Genomic DNA, 14,846 nt, shown 5'->3' with positions numbered 1-14,846 from the left:
CGAGGCGCAGCGGCCGTGAACGCGAGCGGGTCCGCCCCCTTCCGGAAGGGGGCGGACCCGCTGTTCGTTCCGCGTCCTCGGTCAGCCCGTCGGCGCGTCCGCCCGTACGGCGGGACGCCGTGAGGCGATCACCTTTCTGGCCAGCGCTCGCGGGCTGGTCAGGAAGCCGAAGCCCCAGGACATGTGCATGGTGGCGAGGGCCACCGGGATCTGCAGGCGGGCCCTCGCCGACAGCCCCTTGCCCGCGGGCAGCGAACCCGCGGCTATCGCCGCGAGGTAGCCACCGGGGATCAGGAAGCCCCAGGGCGTCAGGGCCGCGCCCACCACGACGCCCGCCGCGATCGCGCACACCGCGGTCGGCGGGGCGAGGTAGCGCAGGTTGATGGAGCCCTCGTGGTAGCGGGCGACGACATGGCGCCAGCGCCCGTAGTCCTTGTACTGCTTGGCGAGTGCCCTGACGGAGGGCCGCGGCCGGTAGGACACCTTCAGCTCGGGCGAGAACCAGATGAGGCCGCCGGCCTCCCGGATCCGGAAGTTCAGCTCCCAGTCCTGGGCGCGGATGAACTCCTCGTTGTAGCCGCCCTGCCGCTCCAGCGCCTCGCGCCGGAAGACGCCGAGGTACACGGTCTCGGCCGGTCCGGCCTCCCCGCCCGTGTGGAAGGCCGCGTTGCCCACGCCGATCTTCGAGGTCATCGCGGCGGCGACGGCGTGCTCCCAGTCGTTCTCGCCCTCGGCGTGCATGATGCCGCCGACGTTCTGCGCGCCGGTCTCCTCCAGGAGACGGACGGCGGTGGCGATGTAGTTCGGCGAGAGCATGCCGTGCCCGTCGACACGGACGACGACGGGATGCCGGGACGCCTTGATCGCCGCGTTGAGCGCGGCGGGGGTACGGCCGGTCGGGTTCGGCACGGTGTGCACGCGCGGGTCCTCGGCCACGAGCCGGGCCGCGATCTCGTCCGTACGGTCCGTGGACGGACCGATGGCGATCACCACCTCCATCTCGCCGTCGTACTCCTGCGCCAGGATCGCTTGGACGGCTCCGCGCAGGTGCCGCTCCTCGTTGAGGACGGGCATGATCACGGATACGGCGGGGGGCTGCACGCCAGACTTCTCGCTCATCGGACGTCACGTTACCGCGAATGGGGGACACGGGCGCGCGCCGCCCTGCCTACGGGCCGGGCAGGAGATCGTATCTGCCTACCGTGCTCACGCATCCCCACGCCCAGCTTCGCGGAGGTGTCCCTCTTGCCCACGTCGCCCCGCTCCGTCGCCCCGCCCCACGCTCCCGACCCCGCCCGCCCGCGGCGGCCTCCTCACCAGGGCCGCCCGCAGCCGTCCCGCACCCGGCGGCCTCCGGCGCGGCCCCCCGTACGGAGGAAGAAGCCGCGCTGGGCCATGCGGGTCGTCACCACGCTGTCGGTGGTGGTCCTCGCCTCGGCGGGCATCGGGCACGCGGTGGTCACCAGCCTCGACGAGGACATCACCCGGGTCGACCCCTTCAAGGACATGAAGAACCGCCCCGCGGCGGGCCACGGCATGAACATCCTGCTGGTCGGCACCGACGGCCGCGACAGGATCACGGAGAGGGAGCGGCGCAAGTACCGCCTGGGCGGAGCCCCCTGTCACTGCACCGACACGATCATGATCGTGCACATCGCGGCGGACAAGGAGCGCGCCAGCGTCGTCAGCCTGCCACGCGACTCGTACGCCGAGACGCCCGCGCACACCGACCAGACCACCGGCGCACAGCACGGCGCGCACCCGATCAAGCTCAACGCGGCGTACGCGGAGGGCGGCCCGCAGCTGACCGTGCGCACCGTCGAGAACATGACCCACCTGAAGATCGACCACTACCTGGAGGTCGACTTCACCAGCTTCATGAAGACCGTGGACGTGCTCGGCGGCGTCGACATCTGCACCACGCGGCCCCTGAAGGACGCGTACACGGGACTCGACCTGACGGCCGGCCCGCACGAGCTGAACGGCGGGCAGGCGCTGCAGTACGTGCGCTCCCGGCATGTCGACGGCGCCTCCGACCTCGGCAGGATGCAGCGCCAGCAGCGGTTCCTGGCGGCACTGATCAGCCGGGCCACCTCCTCCGGGGTGCTGCTGAACCCGATGCGGTTCCGTGACGTCACCCGGGCCGTGCTCGGCTCGGTCCGCGCGGACAAGGGCTTCGGCACGGACGAGCTGCTGGACCTCGGCCGGGCGATGCGCAACTTCTCCCCTTCCTCCTCCGAGTTCACCACCGTGCCGATCGGGCAGATGGGCTACGCCGTGAAGGGCATCGGCTCGACGCTGAAGTGGGACGGGCCGAAGGCCGCCCACCTCTTCCGGTCGCTGCGCGACGACGAGCCGCTCGCCCCGCCCCACCAGGCGGCGGTGCGCGACGCGGTCGCGCGCGTCGAAGTGGCCCCGCAGCAGATCCACGTCCAGGTGGAGAACGCGACCTCCACCGAGGGCCTCGGCAGGCGGGTGGACGGCGCGCTCGCCGCCTCCGGGTTCCGTACGACCGGCCGGCCCACCGCCGCGCGGGAAACGGGCCTGAAGCACACCGTCATCGCCTACGACCCGCGCTGGGACCGTTCCGCGCGCTCCCTGGCGGCGGCGCTGCCCGGCAGCGAGCTGCGCGCGGTCGCCGGACAGGGGCCGGTGCTGAAGGTGCTCGCGGGGGCGGACTTCAAGGAGGTCAGACGGGTACGGGTGGACGCTCCGCCCCAGCCGGGGTCGTCCGCCGTGGTGACCGGCGACGAGGTGCTGTGCCGCTAGGGCCGGCCTGCGACAGGGCCCCGCCGAGGTGCTCGGCGGGGCCCTGTCACGGCTGCGGGGCGTCGGGTCCTCAGTTGCCCGAGACCGTCACCTTGTCGTCGTTCTTCAGCTCGCCGACCAGCGCCTTGACCTTGGTCTTGTCCCAGACGAGGTTGCCGCCCGTGGAGCCGGAGATCGGCATGTTCATGGACTTGCCGTCGCCGCCGGTGACGCCCTTCATCGCCCAGAACATGTCCGCGAGGTCCCACAGGCTCATGTCCTTGTCGACGGTCAGCGAGTCCAGGCCGGCGCCCATCGTCGGATAGAGCGTGAAGGGGTTCAGGACCGTGGTCGGGGTCGCGACCTGGTGGGCCAGGGCGGCCAGGAACTTCTGCTGGTTCTTGGTGCGCTCCAGGTCCGAGGCGGCGAAGGCGTGCCGGGTACGGACGAAGGCGAGGGCCTGCTCGCCGTTCAGCGTCTGCTTGCCCGCCTTGAAGTCGGCGCCGGAGTACTTGTCCTTGAAGCCCTTGTCGAGGGTCATGTCGACGCCGCCGACCGCGTCCACGATCTTCGCGAAGCCGCCGAAGCCGATCTCCACGTAGTGGTCGATGCGCAGACCGGTGTTGAACTCGACGGTCCGCACGAGGAGTTCGGGGCCGTCCTCCGCGTACGCCGCGTTCAGCTTCACGTGCCGGCCGGTGCCCTGGTACGTCTTGCCGGAGTCGGAGCCCTTGTACGTCGGTATCTCCACGTCCGAGTCACGGGGCAGCGAGACGAGCGTGGAGCCGTTGTCGCCGGTGTGCAGGATCATCATGGAGTCCGTGCGCTTGCCCTCGGCGGACCCGGTGTGCAGCTTCTTCTTCTCCTCCGCGGACATGCCGGCGCGGCTGTCGGAGCCGACGATCAGGTAGTTGGTGCCCTTGCCCCCGTCGGGCCGGTCGATGACCTTCGACAGATCCACGTCACGGTGGAGCTTGGAGTCCGCCCAGAAGTACGTGCCGACGGAGACCACGACCAGCAGCGTGACCAGCGTGATCGCGGTCCACTTGATCCGGCGCCGCCAGTTCGGCGCGGGACGCGGACCGCGGGTGCCGGTGCCACCGGGACCCTGCGGACCCCCGGGACCGTTCGGCGATCCGTAGACCTGGCCGGTGTTGTAGCCGGAGTCGTATCCGTTGTCGTAGCCGTCGCCGTACCCCTGGCCGTCACCGTAGTTCGGCTGCTGGGGCACTCCGCCGTAGGGCGGGGCGCCGGGGCCCGGACCGGGCGAGGCCGGGCCGCGCCGAACCTGCCGCATGACGCGGGCGCTCTCGGGCTGTGCGCCCGCGCTGCCGCGACCGTACCGGTTGCCGCCGTTGTTGCGGCTGTCGTCCCACCCGTCGGGCCAATCGTTCATGCGGACCAGTGTGCAGGGCCGCACCATGCGCCTAACAAGAGAGGGAGGAGATCTGGGTCACGCCTGTTGCAGACCTGATGCAAAGCGGACCGTGTCCGCACCCCGCATAGGGTGGAGGGCATGACAGACCACGCGCCCACCCCGGAATCCGATATTCCGGGCAAGCCGACCTCCGCGTCCCGAACCACCCTCAGCCACATCATGACCCACAACGACACCAACCTTCTGGGCACGGTGCACGGTGGAGTGATCATGAAGCTCGTTGACGACGCGGCGGGCGCGGTGGCAGGGCGGCACTCCGGTGGGCCCGCGGTGACCGCCTCCATGGACGAGATGGCCTTCCTCGAGCCCGTGCGCGTGGGCGACCTCGTCCATGTGAAGGCCCAGGTCAACTGGACGGGCCGGACGTCCATGGAGGTCGGCGTCCGCGTGCTCGCCGAGCGGTGGAACGAGTCCACGCCGCCCCAGCAGGTCGGCTCGGCCTATCTCGTCTTCACGGCGGTCGACGCCGACGGCAAGCCGCGCCGCGTCCCGCCCGTCCTCCCGGAGACCGAGCGGGACGAACGCCGCTACCAGGAGGCGCAGATCCGCCGCACCCACCGGCTGGCCCGCCGCCGGGCGATCATGGAACTGCGGGAGAAGCGGGTGGCGGACGGCCTGGACGCGTAGAGCCCGCGGCGCGCGGTGTCGCGGATGTCACGCGGTGTCGCGGAAGTACGGAGAGTGCCCGCCCTGGTCGACGGCTTCCCGGGGCCGGATGTCAGGGTGGCGGCATGACCCTCTCCCCCGCCTCCCGCCCCACCTCGGACGGTCGCCCCTTCGACGCGGTGCTGTGCGACGTCGACAACGTGATCCGCGTCTACGACCCGTCCCGCCTGAACGCGCTGGAGCGCGCCGCCGGACTGGCCGAGGGCACCACCATGAAGCTGGCCTTCGCCCCGGACACGGTGCTGCCGCTGGTCGTCGGCCGGATCACGCCGGACGAGTGGGCGCGGTCGGCCGTGCGGGGCCTGGCCGGACTGGTGTCGCAGGAGACGGCCCGGGAGCTGGGCGGAGCGCTCGTGCGGACGCCGTTCCGGGCGGACGCGGCGGTGGTGTCGCTGCTGCGCGGGGTACGCGCCCGGGTGCCGCTGGTCCTCGTCACCAACACCTCGGTGCAGCTGGAGGAGGACCTGGAGGTCCTGGGTCTGACGGACCTCGCCGACCACGTGGTCAGCAGCGCTCGGGTGGGCATCGCCAAGCCCGACCGGCGCATCTACGACATCGCCGTCGAGCGGGCCGGCGTTCCGGCCGAGCGCTGCCTGTTCGTGGACGACACCCTGGAGAACGTGGAGGCGGCGGCCGCACTCGGGATGCGGGCCGTCCACTACCGCGGCCCCGAGGACCTGCGCCGCGCACTGGGCACCCTGTGACCACCGGTCGGCAAGGGCCCTGAATCCGCCCCGCTCCGTACCGCCCGCTCCGTCCCGTCCCGACGGCAGCAGCCCCCGGCGGCGGGCCGGGGGCTGCGGTGACTGTGACGGCCGGGGCGGCCGGGGCGGCGGTGGCTACGGCAGGTTGCGCGCCATCACGATCCGCTGAACTTGGTTCGTGCCTTCATAAATCTGCGTGATCTTGGCGTCGCGCATCATGCGCTCCACCGGGTAGTCACGGGTGTAGCCGTAGCCGCCGAGCAGCTGGACGGCGTCCGTGGTGACCTCCATGGCGACGTCGGAGGCGAAGCACTTGGCCGCCGCGCCCTGGAAGGTCAGGTCGGCGTCCCCCCGCTCGGACTTGGCGGCCGCCGCGTACGTCAACTGGCGGGCGGCCTCTATCTTCATGGCCATGTCGGCGAGCATGAACTGGATGCCCTGGAAGTCGGCGATCGGCTTGCCGAACTGCTTGCGCTCACGGACGTAGCCCTTGGCGTAGTCGAGAGCGCCCTGGGCGATGCCGAGCGCCTGGGCCGCGATCGTGATGCGGGTGTGGTCCAGGGTCTTCATCGCGGTGGCGAAGCCGGTGCCCTCCTCGCCGATCATGCGGTCCGCGGGGATGCGAACGTTGTCGAGGTAGACCTCGCGCGTCGGGCTGCCCTTGATGCCGAGCTTCTTCTCCGGAGCGCCGAAGGAGACGCCCTCGTCCGACTTCTCGACCACGAAGGCCGATATGCCCTTGGAGCGCTTCGTGGGGTCGGTGACGGCCATCACCGTGTAGTACTCGGACTCGCCCGCGTTGGTGATCCAGCGCTTCACGCCGTTGAGGACGTAGGTGTCGCCGTCGCGGACCGCCTTCGTCTTCATGCCCGCCGCGTCCGAGCCCGCGTCCGGCTCGGAGAGGCAGTACGAGAACATGCCGTCGCCCGCCGCCAGGGGCGCCAGGTACTTCTGCTTCAGAGCCTCGGAACCGGAGAGGATCACCGGGAGCGAGCCGAGCTTGTTCACGGCCGGGATAAGAGAGGAGCTGGCGCACACCCGCGCCACCTCCTCGATCACGATCACGGTCGCGAGCGCGTCGGCGCCGGCACCGCCGTACGTCTCCGGCACATGCACGGCGTGCAGATCGGAGGAGACCAGGGCATCCAGGGCCTCCTGCGGGAAACGGGCTTCCTCGTCGACCACCGCCGCGTAGGGCGCGATCTTCGCCTCGGCCAGCGAGCGGATCGCGTCTCGGAGCATGTCGTGCTCCTCGGACGGGCGGTACAGGTCGAAATCAGCCGATCCGGCCAAGGTCTCTCACGCTCCAAAGACGCTAATTACCGTTAAGTAACCCAAATTTTAGGGGTCCGCCCACAGGAGGTATACGTGAGCTTGGCGACAGCGGAGAACCTGCCCGACGAGGGGGCCCGTCATGCCCCGACTATGCTCGGGCAGCGCACCCACGGCCGTATACCCCAGGAGCACGCATGGCCCTCAAGATCACCGTGATCGGCACCGGCTATCTCGGCGCCACACACGCCGCGGCCATGGCCGAACTCGGTTTCGAGGTGCTGGGGCTCGATGTCGTCCCCGAGAAGATCGAGATGCTCCAGCGGGGCGAGGTCCCGATGTACGAGCCGGGCCTGGAGGAGCTGCTGCGCAAGCACGTGGCGGGCATCGAGGGGTCCACCGGGCGCCTGCGCTTCACCATGGACTGGGCCGAGGTCGGGGCGTTCGGCGACGTCCACTTCGTCTGCGTGAACACCCCGCAGAAGCACGGCGAGTACGCGTGCGACATGTCGTACGTCGACGCGGCCTTCGAGTCGCTCGCCCCGCACCTCACGGGACCCGCCCTCGTCGTCGGCAAGTCCACCGTGCCCGTGGGCTCCGCGGAACGGCTGGCGCGGACGCTCGCCGAGCTGTCCCCCGCGGGCGAGGACGCCGAGCTCGCCTGGAACCCGGAGTTCCTGCGCGAGGGCTTCGCCGTACAGGACACGCTGCACCCCGACCGGATCGTGGTGGGGGTGCGCGGCGAACGGTCCGAGAAGCTCCTGCGCGAGGTGTACACGACGCCGGTCGCCGAGGGCTCGCCCTTCGTCGTGACCGACTTCCCGACCGCCGAGCTGGTGAAGACGTCCGCGAACTCCTTCCTCGCGACCAAGATCTCGTTCATCAACGCCATGGCCGAGGTCTGCGAGGCGGCCGGCGGCGACGTCGCCATGCTGGCCGAGGCGATAGGGCACGACGAGCGGATCGGCAAGAAGTTCCTGCGGGCCGGGATCGGCTTCGGCGGCGGCTGTCTGCCCAAGGACATCCGCGCCTTCATGGCACGCGCCGGTGAGCTGGGCGCCGACCAGGCGCTGACCTTCCTGCGCGAGATCGACTCCATCAACATGCGGCGGCGCGGCCAGATGGTCGAGATGGCCCGGGAGGCGCTCGGCGGCGGTTCGTTCCTCGGCAAGCGGGTCGCCGTGCTCGGCGCGACCTTCAAGCCCGACTCCGACGACGTACGGGACTCGCCGGCGCTGAACGTCGCCGGGCAGATCCACCTCCAGGGCGGCCAGGTCACCGTCTACGACCCCAAGGGCATGGCGAACGCCCAGCGGCTCTTCCCGACGCTCGGGTACGCCGACTCGGCCGCCGGGGCCGTACGCGGCGCCGATGTCGTCCTGCACCTCACCGAGTGGCGCGAGTTCCGTGAGCTGGACCCCGCGGCCCTGGGCGAGGTGGCCACCGCCCGCGTGCTCCTCGACGGGCGCAACGCCCTCGACCCGGAGCTGTGGCGGCGGGCCGGCTGGACGTACCGGGCGATGGGACGGCCCACCGCCTGACCCGCCCGCTCTCCTCCGCTTGCGGGCCCTTGACGCAGGACCCCACGCTGTCCCTGACGCCCCTTGTGTTCGATCTGTCCCGTTGCGGCCCGGTCACGTGATGCCACGGCGTTGATCGCAGGCGCCTCCTCGGCCACGCGCCTGTCCGGTCCCGGCGACGGAGGGCGGTGACGCACGGGTGACCGACGGATCGCGTCGTACGCACGGACGGGCGGACGCGCCCGGCACCGGACCTGGCACGGGTCCGGATGCGGGCCGCGGCTCCGGTCGTGGCGGGCGACGGGCGCGGTACGTCGTACGGGGGAGCCGGCCCGCGGGCGGTGTGGGCACGGTGGCCCGGGCACGTACGGCCGGGACGGCGGCGCGGCGCGGCGGCGGCCGCGACAGCGTGACGCCGAGCGTGAACAGCGGCCTGCGGGTCACCGCCGCGTACGCCTGGCGGCTGCTCGTGCTGGGAGCGGCCGCGTACGCGTGCTTCAAGATCCTGGGGCGGCTGCAACTGGTCGCCGTCGCGCTGTTCCTCGCGCTGGTGGTGACCTCGGTGCTGCGGCCGGCGGCCAATCTGCTGGCGCGGTGGGTGCCGCGGGGCGTGGCGGCGGCGGTGAGCCTGGTCGGGAGCCTGGTGGTGGTGCTCGGGCTGCTGGCCCTGGTCGGCAGTCTGGTCGCGGGGGAATCGGACCGGCTGAGCCAGGAGTTCGCCGGCGGCGTCGGACGGATCGAACGGTGGCTGGAGGGGTCTCCCTTCCACGTGGACCACACGGCGCTGGCGAACTTTCAGGACAAGGTGACCGCGTACCTCTCGCAACACCGTTCCGCACTGCTCAGCAGCGCGCTCAGCGGTGCCGGGCGGCTGCTGGAGGTGCTGACCGCCGCCGTGCTCGCGCTGTTCTGCTCCCTGTTCTTCATCCTCTCCGGGGAGAGGTTCTGGCACTGGTTCCAGGGGCTGCTGCCCGAGAGCGCGCGGGAGTCGTGGGACCGCGCGGGACGGGCGGCCTGGCGGACGTTCGCCGGGTACACCCGGGGCATCATCATCGTGGCGGCCACCAACGCCGTGCTGGTGGGTGTGGCCCTGTCCCTGCTGGGCGTGCCGCTGGCCATGCCGCTGACCCTGCTGGAGTTCTTCGCCGCGTTCGTCCCGCTGGTGGGCTCGCCCGTCGCGCTCGGCGTGGCCACGGTCGTCGCGCTGGCCTCACGGGGTCCGGTGGTCGCCGTCGTGGTACTCGCCCTGATCGTGGTCATCGGCCAGCTCGAGGGTCATGTGCTGCACCCGCTGGTGCTCAGCTGGGCGGTCCGGCTGCACCCCGTGGTGGTGGCCCTCTCCGTCATCGCCGGCGGCGTCCTGGCCGGGGTGATCGGCGCGGTCGTGGCCGTTCCGATGGTGTCGGTCGCCTGGTCCGTGTTCGGCGCGCTGCGCGGCCCGCCCGTGCCGGTCTCACCGGATCCGCGCACCCCCGACAAACCACACCCTTAGCCGCGTTCAGAGCATTCCACGCATCTCGTTTCAACCCCGGGGCTGGGGGGACCCGACAGGTAGAGGCGCACATCGGGCGCCGGCGAGGAGGCTCTGCCCCATGTCAACAGGAACACTTCTGGCCATCATCATTCCTGTCGTGGTGGTGATCGCCCTGATCGCGGTGGTGGCTTCACAGCTCATGCGGCGCCGGAAGCTGCGCGAGCGCTTCGGTCCGGAGTACGAGCGAACGGTGGAGAACGCCGACAACCGCTCGGACGCCGAGCGTGACCTCAAGGCCCGCGAGAAGCGGCACGACTCCCTGGACATCCGGCCGCTGGACAGCGGCGCCAAGGACCGGTACACCCGCGACTGGGCGGGCGTACAGGAGGACTTCGTGGATCACCCGGAGGGCGCCGTGCACGACGCGGACCGCCTGGTGACCTCGCTGATGAACGAACGCGGCTATCCGACCCAGGACTTCGAGCAGCAGGTCAAGGACCTCTCGGTCGAGCACGGCCGCACCCTGGAGCACTACCGGGCCGCCCATGACGTGGACGCGCTCAGCATGCGGCACCAGGCGACCACGGAGCAGCTGCGGGGGGCCATGGTGCACTACCGCGCCCTCTTCGACGAGCTGCTCTCCGACGGCGGCCGTCGCCGCCACGCACGGGCCTGACCGGCCCGGACGGATCGGAGGAGTAGATGCACCGCCAGGACATACGAGGGCATGACATGCCGGACACCGCCACCGAGAGCGGTCTGTCCACCGACGACCTCGCCCAGCCCCGCGACCGGGCCACCACCGAGGACACGTCGGGCCCGCCGCCCGAAGCGCCGACGTTCCCCGGAGAGAGCACGGCCACACCGAGCGACGCCCCGGAGCGCGACGACACCGGACGCGAGGACGCGGGAGGCGAGGACACCGATCGCGAGGGTGTCGACCGCGCGGACACCGGACGCGAAGCCGGCGGCCTGGAGGACCCGGCCGGGAGCGCCGACCCGCAGACTACGAGCTCGCGGGAGCGGACGGCCGCTGGTGACTCCCAGGCCACCCGGGCCACCCAGGAGGGGGACGACACTCCCCAACTCCTCAGTCCGCAGGACGAGGAGGCGTTCCGCGCACGCTGGCAGGAGGTGCAGAGCCAGTTCGTCGACGACCCGCGCGACGCCGTGCACACCGCCGACGCCCTCGTCGCGGACGTGATGCAGCGGCTCGCCGCCACCTTCGCCGATCACAAACAGGAGCTGGAAGGACAGTGGAACCGGGGCGAGCAGGCCGACACGGAGAACCTGCGCCTGGCACTGCGCCACTACCGTTCGTTCTTCAACCGGCTGCTGGTCACCTGACGCGGCGCGGCAGCACCCGGGCGACGCCGGTCCGGCCGAGGCTCAGTCGGCCGGACCGGCGTCGCCCCACATTCTCCACCGTCCCGGTGACCGGCGGGGCCGGACGGCCCACTTCGTACGGCTGCGTCGGCCGCTGCTACTTCGCGCGGTAGCGGCGCATCTTGGCGCGCGCCCCGCAGACCGACATCGAGCACCAGCGGCCGCGGCCGGCCGGGGAGCGGTCGTAGTACGCCCAGTGGCAGGTCGACGCCTCGCAGGCCTTCAGCCGGGCCCAGGTGCCTTCGACGAGCGACTCCGCGATGGCCGCGGCGACACGTGAGGCGAGGGACTCGCTCGCGGCGGGCAACGGGGCGCCAGAGGTCGAGAGTGCGCCAGGGGCCGCAGGGGCGGCCGGTGCCGAGGTGACCGCGGGGGCGGCGGGAGCGAAGCCCGCGCCGCCGTCCCGTCCGTCGACCATGAGGTACAGGGGCGCCCCGGCCAGCAGCTCGCCGAGCGGGGTGACCGGCCGGTGCGGCGGGTGGTCGGCGTGCGCCAGACACACCGCGCGCAGCGACTCGCGCAGTTCGCGTGCCGCCTCCGTGCCGCCTGTCGCGAGGCCGAAGGCCGCCCGGCCCTCGGCGGTGTCCAGTCGGTCCGCGCCCGATTCGAGGTCGAGGGTGTTCACCAGGGACTGGATCAGCGCCAGCCGTCCGGGCGCGGGTGCGCGGTCGTTCATGGTTGCGACGTTACCTCCTGTGCGGGACCATGCAGTAACCGTTACCCCATTCAGGGGTCTACGGGTAACCATTCTTCCTCAGGAGGAGTCATGGCTCTCGCCGAACTCGGCGCCGTCGTCCTGGACTGTCCCGACCCGCGCGCGCTGGCCGGGTTCTACGCCGAGGTGCTGGGCGGCACCGTGGAATCGGACGGGGGAGACGGAGGCGACTCGGACTGGGTGGATCTGAAGGTGCCCGGCGGACGGTCGCTGGCGTTCCAGGCCGCCCCCGGGCACGTACCGCCGCGGTGGCCCGCGCCCGAGGGCTCGCAGCAGTTCCACCTGGACCTGACCGTCGACGACCTGGACGCGGCCGAGAAGGGCGTGCTCGCGCTCGGCGCGCGGCCGCTGGACACCGAGGACCGCTCGCGGGGCTGGCGGGTCTACGCCGACCCCGCGGGGCACCCGTTCTGCCTCTGCGCCTGCTGACCGGCGCGGTTCCGGGTCCGGGCGGCCCGATCAGCCGTCCAGATCGGCGATCCTGGCCGTGGAGGGCTCGCGGCGCTGCTGGGCCGCTCGCGCCGTGAAGTCCGCGGTGCGCACGATTCGCTGGACATTTCCCCAGGTCAGCAGGGCGAGGTCGGCCTCGGACCAGCCACGGTCGAAGAGTTCGGCGATCAGGTTCGGGTAGCAGGACGCGTCAGCGAGGTCCTGCGGGTGCGCGGCCCCGGAGTCGTACGTCCCCGAGACGCCGACGCACTCCGGGCCCGCGACGGACCGGACGTGGTCGAGGTGGTCGGCGACGTCCCGGACGGTCGGGCCCGCCTGCTCGGCCGTGAGCGGGACGAGACACACCCCCTTGGCCGCGCCCAGTACGGCGAGTACGTCGTCGGAGAGGTTCGCCGGGTGGGGACGCAGCGCGCGGGCCGCGGAGCGGGTGAACAGGACCGGGGCCTTGGATGCCGCGAGGGTACGGGCGATGGTGGCGTCCGAGGTCCCGGAGAGGTCGGCGATCACGCCCAGCCGGTTCATCTCGCGCAGCACCTCCTCCCCGAACCTGGTCAGGCCCGCCTGGCTCGCCCAGGAGGCGCCCGCGAGGGTGAGGACCCGCAGGCCGAGGGAGTGCAGGGCCCGCAGGATGCCGAGCGAGTCGCCGAGCGCGGCGGCACCGGCCGGGCCCAGCAGCACGGCCACCCGGCGGCAGTGCCGGGCGTCGTTGACCTCGGAGGCGGTGTGGGCCATCCGCAGCCCCTCGGGGTGGGCCCGGACCACCGTGCGCACCAGGTCCAACTGCTCCAGGGTGGCGCCGACGGCCCGGTCACCGGCCAGCCCCTCGGGCAGGTGCAGCGACCAGAACAGCGCGCCGACATGCCCCTCCCGCAGCCGCGGCACGTCCGTGTCCACGGCGCTCTCGCCCACCTCCAGGTCGTACCAGGGCAGGTGCCGCAGCGCCCAGGGCAGACCGCTGTAGCCGTCGGCGACGGGATGACCGGCGAGGAAACTGCGCGCCCGCTCCAGGGGATCGGCGTCCGGGGCGGTCTCCGGCGCCGCCGCCGGCGCGGGCTCCGGGACGTCCAGGTCGGCCGTCCCGGACTCCGGCCCGGCCTTCGCCCAGGCAGTGGGCCGGTCGAGCTCCGCCACCTCGGGGGTGGGGTGCAGTTCTTCCTGCAGGTCTGCCATGACGTGGCTCCGTTGGGTGGACGGTGATCGCAGTACCGTCACCGTCGCACGGGGCGCGGGGGAGCTTCCTGGTGGACGGGGCGTTCGGGGGTACGGCCCGTCCACCGGGAAGCGTCCGGAGCGGTCAGCCGTCCAGCTGTCGCAACGTCGCGTTCGACGGGCCGCGCGTCGCCCGCAGGTCGCGGGCCACGTCCTCGGCCGCGCCCAGCACCCGTACCGCGTTCTGCCAGGTCAGCTTGGCGAGGTCGGCGCGGGACCAGCCGCGGGCGAACAGCTCCGCGATCAGGTTCGGATAGCCGGATACGTCGTCGAGGCCCTCGGGCGTGAACGCCGTGCCGTCGTAGTCGCCGCCGATGCCGAGGTGGTCGACGCCCGCGACCTCACGCATGTGGTCGAGGTGGTCCGCCACCGTCGACACCGTGGCGACGGGCCGCGGGTTGGTCTCCTCGAAGGCACGGTGGACCTTCATCCCCTCAGGGGTGGTGTCGAGGTGGTGGAGGCCGTGCGCGCGCATGTTCTCGTCGGCCGCGGCCGTCCAGTCGACCGCGGCCTGCAGGACGAACTTCGGTACGAACGTCACCATCGCCACTCCCCCGTTGGCGGGCAGCCGCTCCAGGACGTCGTCCGGGATGTTGCGCGGGTGGTCGCAGACCGCGCGCGAGGAGGAGTGCGAGAAGATCACCGGGGCGGCGGAGGTGTCCAGCGCGTCCCGCATGGTCGTCGCCGCGACGTGCGAGAGGTCGACCAGCATGCCCTCGCGGTTCATCTCCCGCACGACCTCGCGGCCGAAGGCCGACAGACCGCCGACGGCGGGGACGTCCGTGGCCGAGTCCGCCCACGCGACGTTGTCGTTGTGGGTGAGCGTCATGTACCGCACGCCCAGCGCGTACAACCCCCGCAGCGCACCGAGGGAGTTGTCGATGGAGTGGCCGCCCTCCGCGCCCATGAGCGAGGCGATACGGCCCTCCGCCCGCGCCGCCGTCATGTCCGCCGCCGTCAGCGCGGCGCGCAGGTCGGCCGGGTGCCGGTCGATCAACTGCCGTACGCAGTCGATCTGTTCGAGCGTCATGGTGAGCGGGTCGGGCAGGTCCGAGCGGACGTACACCGACCAGTACTGCGCGCCGACGCCACCGGCGCGCAGACGCGCCAGGTCGGTGTGCAGATGGGCGCTCTGGTCGGCGGCGATGTCACGGGCGCCGAGGTCGTAGCGGACCTGCTCGCGCAGTGCCCAGGGGAGGTCGTTGTGCCCGTCGACCACGGGGAACTCCCGCAGCAGGTCCCGGGCTTCGTCGAGGGATGCCAT

Annotated in this window: 14 protein-coding genes; 8 read left to right on the top strand and 6 right to left on the bottom strand. The window is 71.9% G+C overall.

Annotated elements, in window-relative coordinates:
• Positions 1-81: 81 nt before the first annotated feature.
• Complete coding sequence (locus OG199_RS25125; protein ID WP_356799821.1) at positions 82-1,119, bottom strand: glycosyltransferase family 2 protein; 1,038 nt, start codon at positions 1,117-1,119, stop codon at positions 82-84.
• Between the two features lie 276 nt (positions 1,120-1,395).
• Here OG199_RS25125 and OG199_RS25120 point away from each other — a divergent pair, with 276 nt between their 5' ends.
• Positions 1,396-2,769 (top strand): LCP family protein, encoded by a 1,374-nt coding sequence (locus OG199_RS25120; RefSeq protein WP_401800829.1) that lies wholly within the window; start codon positions 1,396-1,398, stop codon positions 2,767-2,769.
• A 70-nt stretch (positions 2,770-2,839) separates the two neighbouring features.
• Here the strand turns inward: OG199_RS25120 and OG199_RS25115 are convergent, their stop codons facing one another.
• Positions 2,840-4,144 (bottom strand): LCP family protein, encoded by a 1,305-nt coding sequence (locus tag OG199_RS25115; RefSeq protein WP_356799823.1) that lies wholly within the window; start codon positions 4,142-4,144, stop codon positions 2,840-2,842.
• A 120-nt stretch (positions 4,145-4,264) separates the two neighbouring features.
• Here OG199_RS25115 and OG199_RS25110 point away from each other — a divergent pair, with 120 nt between their 5' ends.
• Together OG199_RS25110 and OG199_RS25105 are read left to right on the top strand one after the other, a co-directional pair.
• On the top strand, positions 4,265-4,813 hold the full coding sequence (locus tag OG199_RS25110; protein ID WP_356799825.1) for an acyl-CoA thioesterase: 549 nt from the start codon (positions 4,265-4,267) through the stop codon (positions 4,811-4,813).
• A gap of 104 nt (positions 4,814-4,917) precedes the next feature.
• Positions 4,918-5,556 carry an HAD family hydrolase gene (locus OG199_RS25105; protein WP_401800826.1) on the top strand — a complete coding sequence of 213 codons (639 nt, stop codon included), beginning with the start codon at positions 4,918-4,920 and terminating at the stop codon, positions 5,554-5,556.
• A 135-nt stretch (positions 5,557-5,691) separates the two neighbouring features.
• On the opposite strand, the gene OG199_RS25100 is transcribed toward OG199_RS25105, so the two are convergent.
• Positions 5,692-6,849 carry an acyl-CoA dehydrogenase gene (locus tag OG199_RS25100; protein WP_401800824.1) on the bottom strand — a complete coding sequence of 386 codons (1,158 nt, stop codon included), beginning with the start codon at positions 6,847-6,849 and terminating at the stop codon, positions 5,692-5,694.
• A 176-nt stretch (positions 6,850-7,025) separates the two neighbouring features.
• On the opposite strand from OG199_RS25100, the gene OG199_RS25095 reads away from it, so the two are divergent.
• The 4 genes from OG199_RS25095 to OG199_RS25080 all read left to right on the top strand — a co-directional run bounded on the left by OG199_RS25095 (position 7,026) and on the right by OG199_RS25080 (position 11,169).
• Positions 7,026-8,369, top strand: a complete 1,344-nt coding sequence (locus OG199_RS25095) for a UDP-glucose/GDP-mannose dehydrogenase family protein (RefSeq protein ID WP_356799830.1) — start codon at positions 7,026-7,028, stop codon at positions 8,367-8,369.
• Positions 8,370-8,700: 331 nt separating this feature from the next.
• On the top strand, positions 8,701-9,840 hold the full coding sequence (locus OG199_RS25090; protein WP_405831358.1) for an AI-2E family transporter: 1,140 nt from the start codon (positions 8,701-8,703) through the stop codon (positions 9,838-9,840).
• Between the two features lie 100 nt (positions 9,841-9,940).
• Complete coding sequence (locus OG199_RS25085) at positions 9,941-10,498, top strand: hypothetical protein (protein ID WP_356799834.1); 558 nt, start codon at positions 9,941-9,943, stop codon at positions 10,496-10,498.
• Between the two features lie 56 nt (positions 10,499-10,554).
• Entirely contained in the window at positions 10,555-11,169 is a 615-nt protein-coding gene (locus OG199_RS25080) for a hypothetical protein (RefSeq protein WP_405831356.1), read from the top strand.
• A 136-nt stretch (positions 11,170-11,305) separates the two neighbouring features.
• Here the strand turns inward: OG199_RS25080 and OG199_RS25075 are convergent, their stop codons facing one another.
• A complete protein-coding gene (locus tag OG199_RS25075) occupies positions 11,306-11,884 on the bottom strand; it encodes a CGNR zinc finger domain-containing protein (RefSeq protein WP_405831354.1) in 579 nt (192 codons plus the stop codon).
• Between the two features lie 90 nt (positions 11,885-11,974).
• Between OG199_RS25075 and OG199_RS25070 the strand changes: the two genes are divergently transcribed.
• Complete coding sequence (locus tag OG199_RS25070) at positions 11,975-12,352, top strand: VOC family protein (RefSeq protein WP_356799839.1); 378 nt, start codon at positions 11,975-11,977, stop codon at positions 12,350-12,352.
• A 30-nt stretch (positions 12,353-12,382) separates the two neighbouring features.
• Here the strand turns inward: OG199_RS25070 and OG199_RS25065 are convergent, their stop codons facing one another.
• Positions 12,383-13,543: a dipeptidase gene (locus OG199_RS25065; RefSeq protein ID WP_405831352.1), complete on the bottom strand. Its 1,161-nt coding sequence runs from the start codon at positions 13,541-13,543 to the stop codon at positions 12,383-12,385.
• 124 nt (positions 13,544-13,667) lie between these two features.
• A complete protein-coding gene (locus OG199_RS25060) occupies positions 13,668-14,846 on the bottom strand; it encodes a dipeptidase (protein WP_356799843.1) in 1,179 nt (392 codons plus the stop codon).

The sequence above is a fragment of the Streptomyces sp. NBC_01176 genome (genome assembly GCF_045039825.1).
Classification (GTDB): domain Bacteria; phylum Actinomycetota; class Actinomycetes; order Streptomycetales; family Streptomycetaceae; genus Streptomyces.
This window is presented reverse-complemented; position numbering and strand designations above follow the sequence as displayed.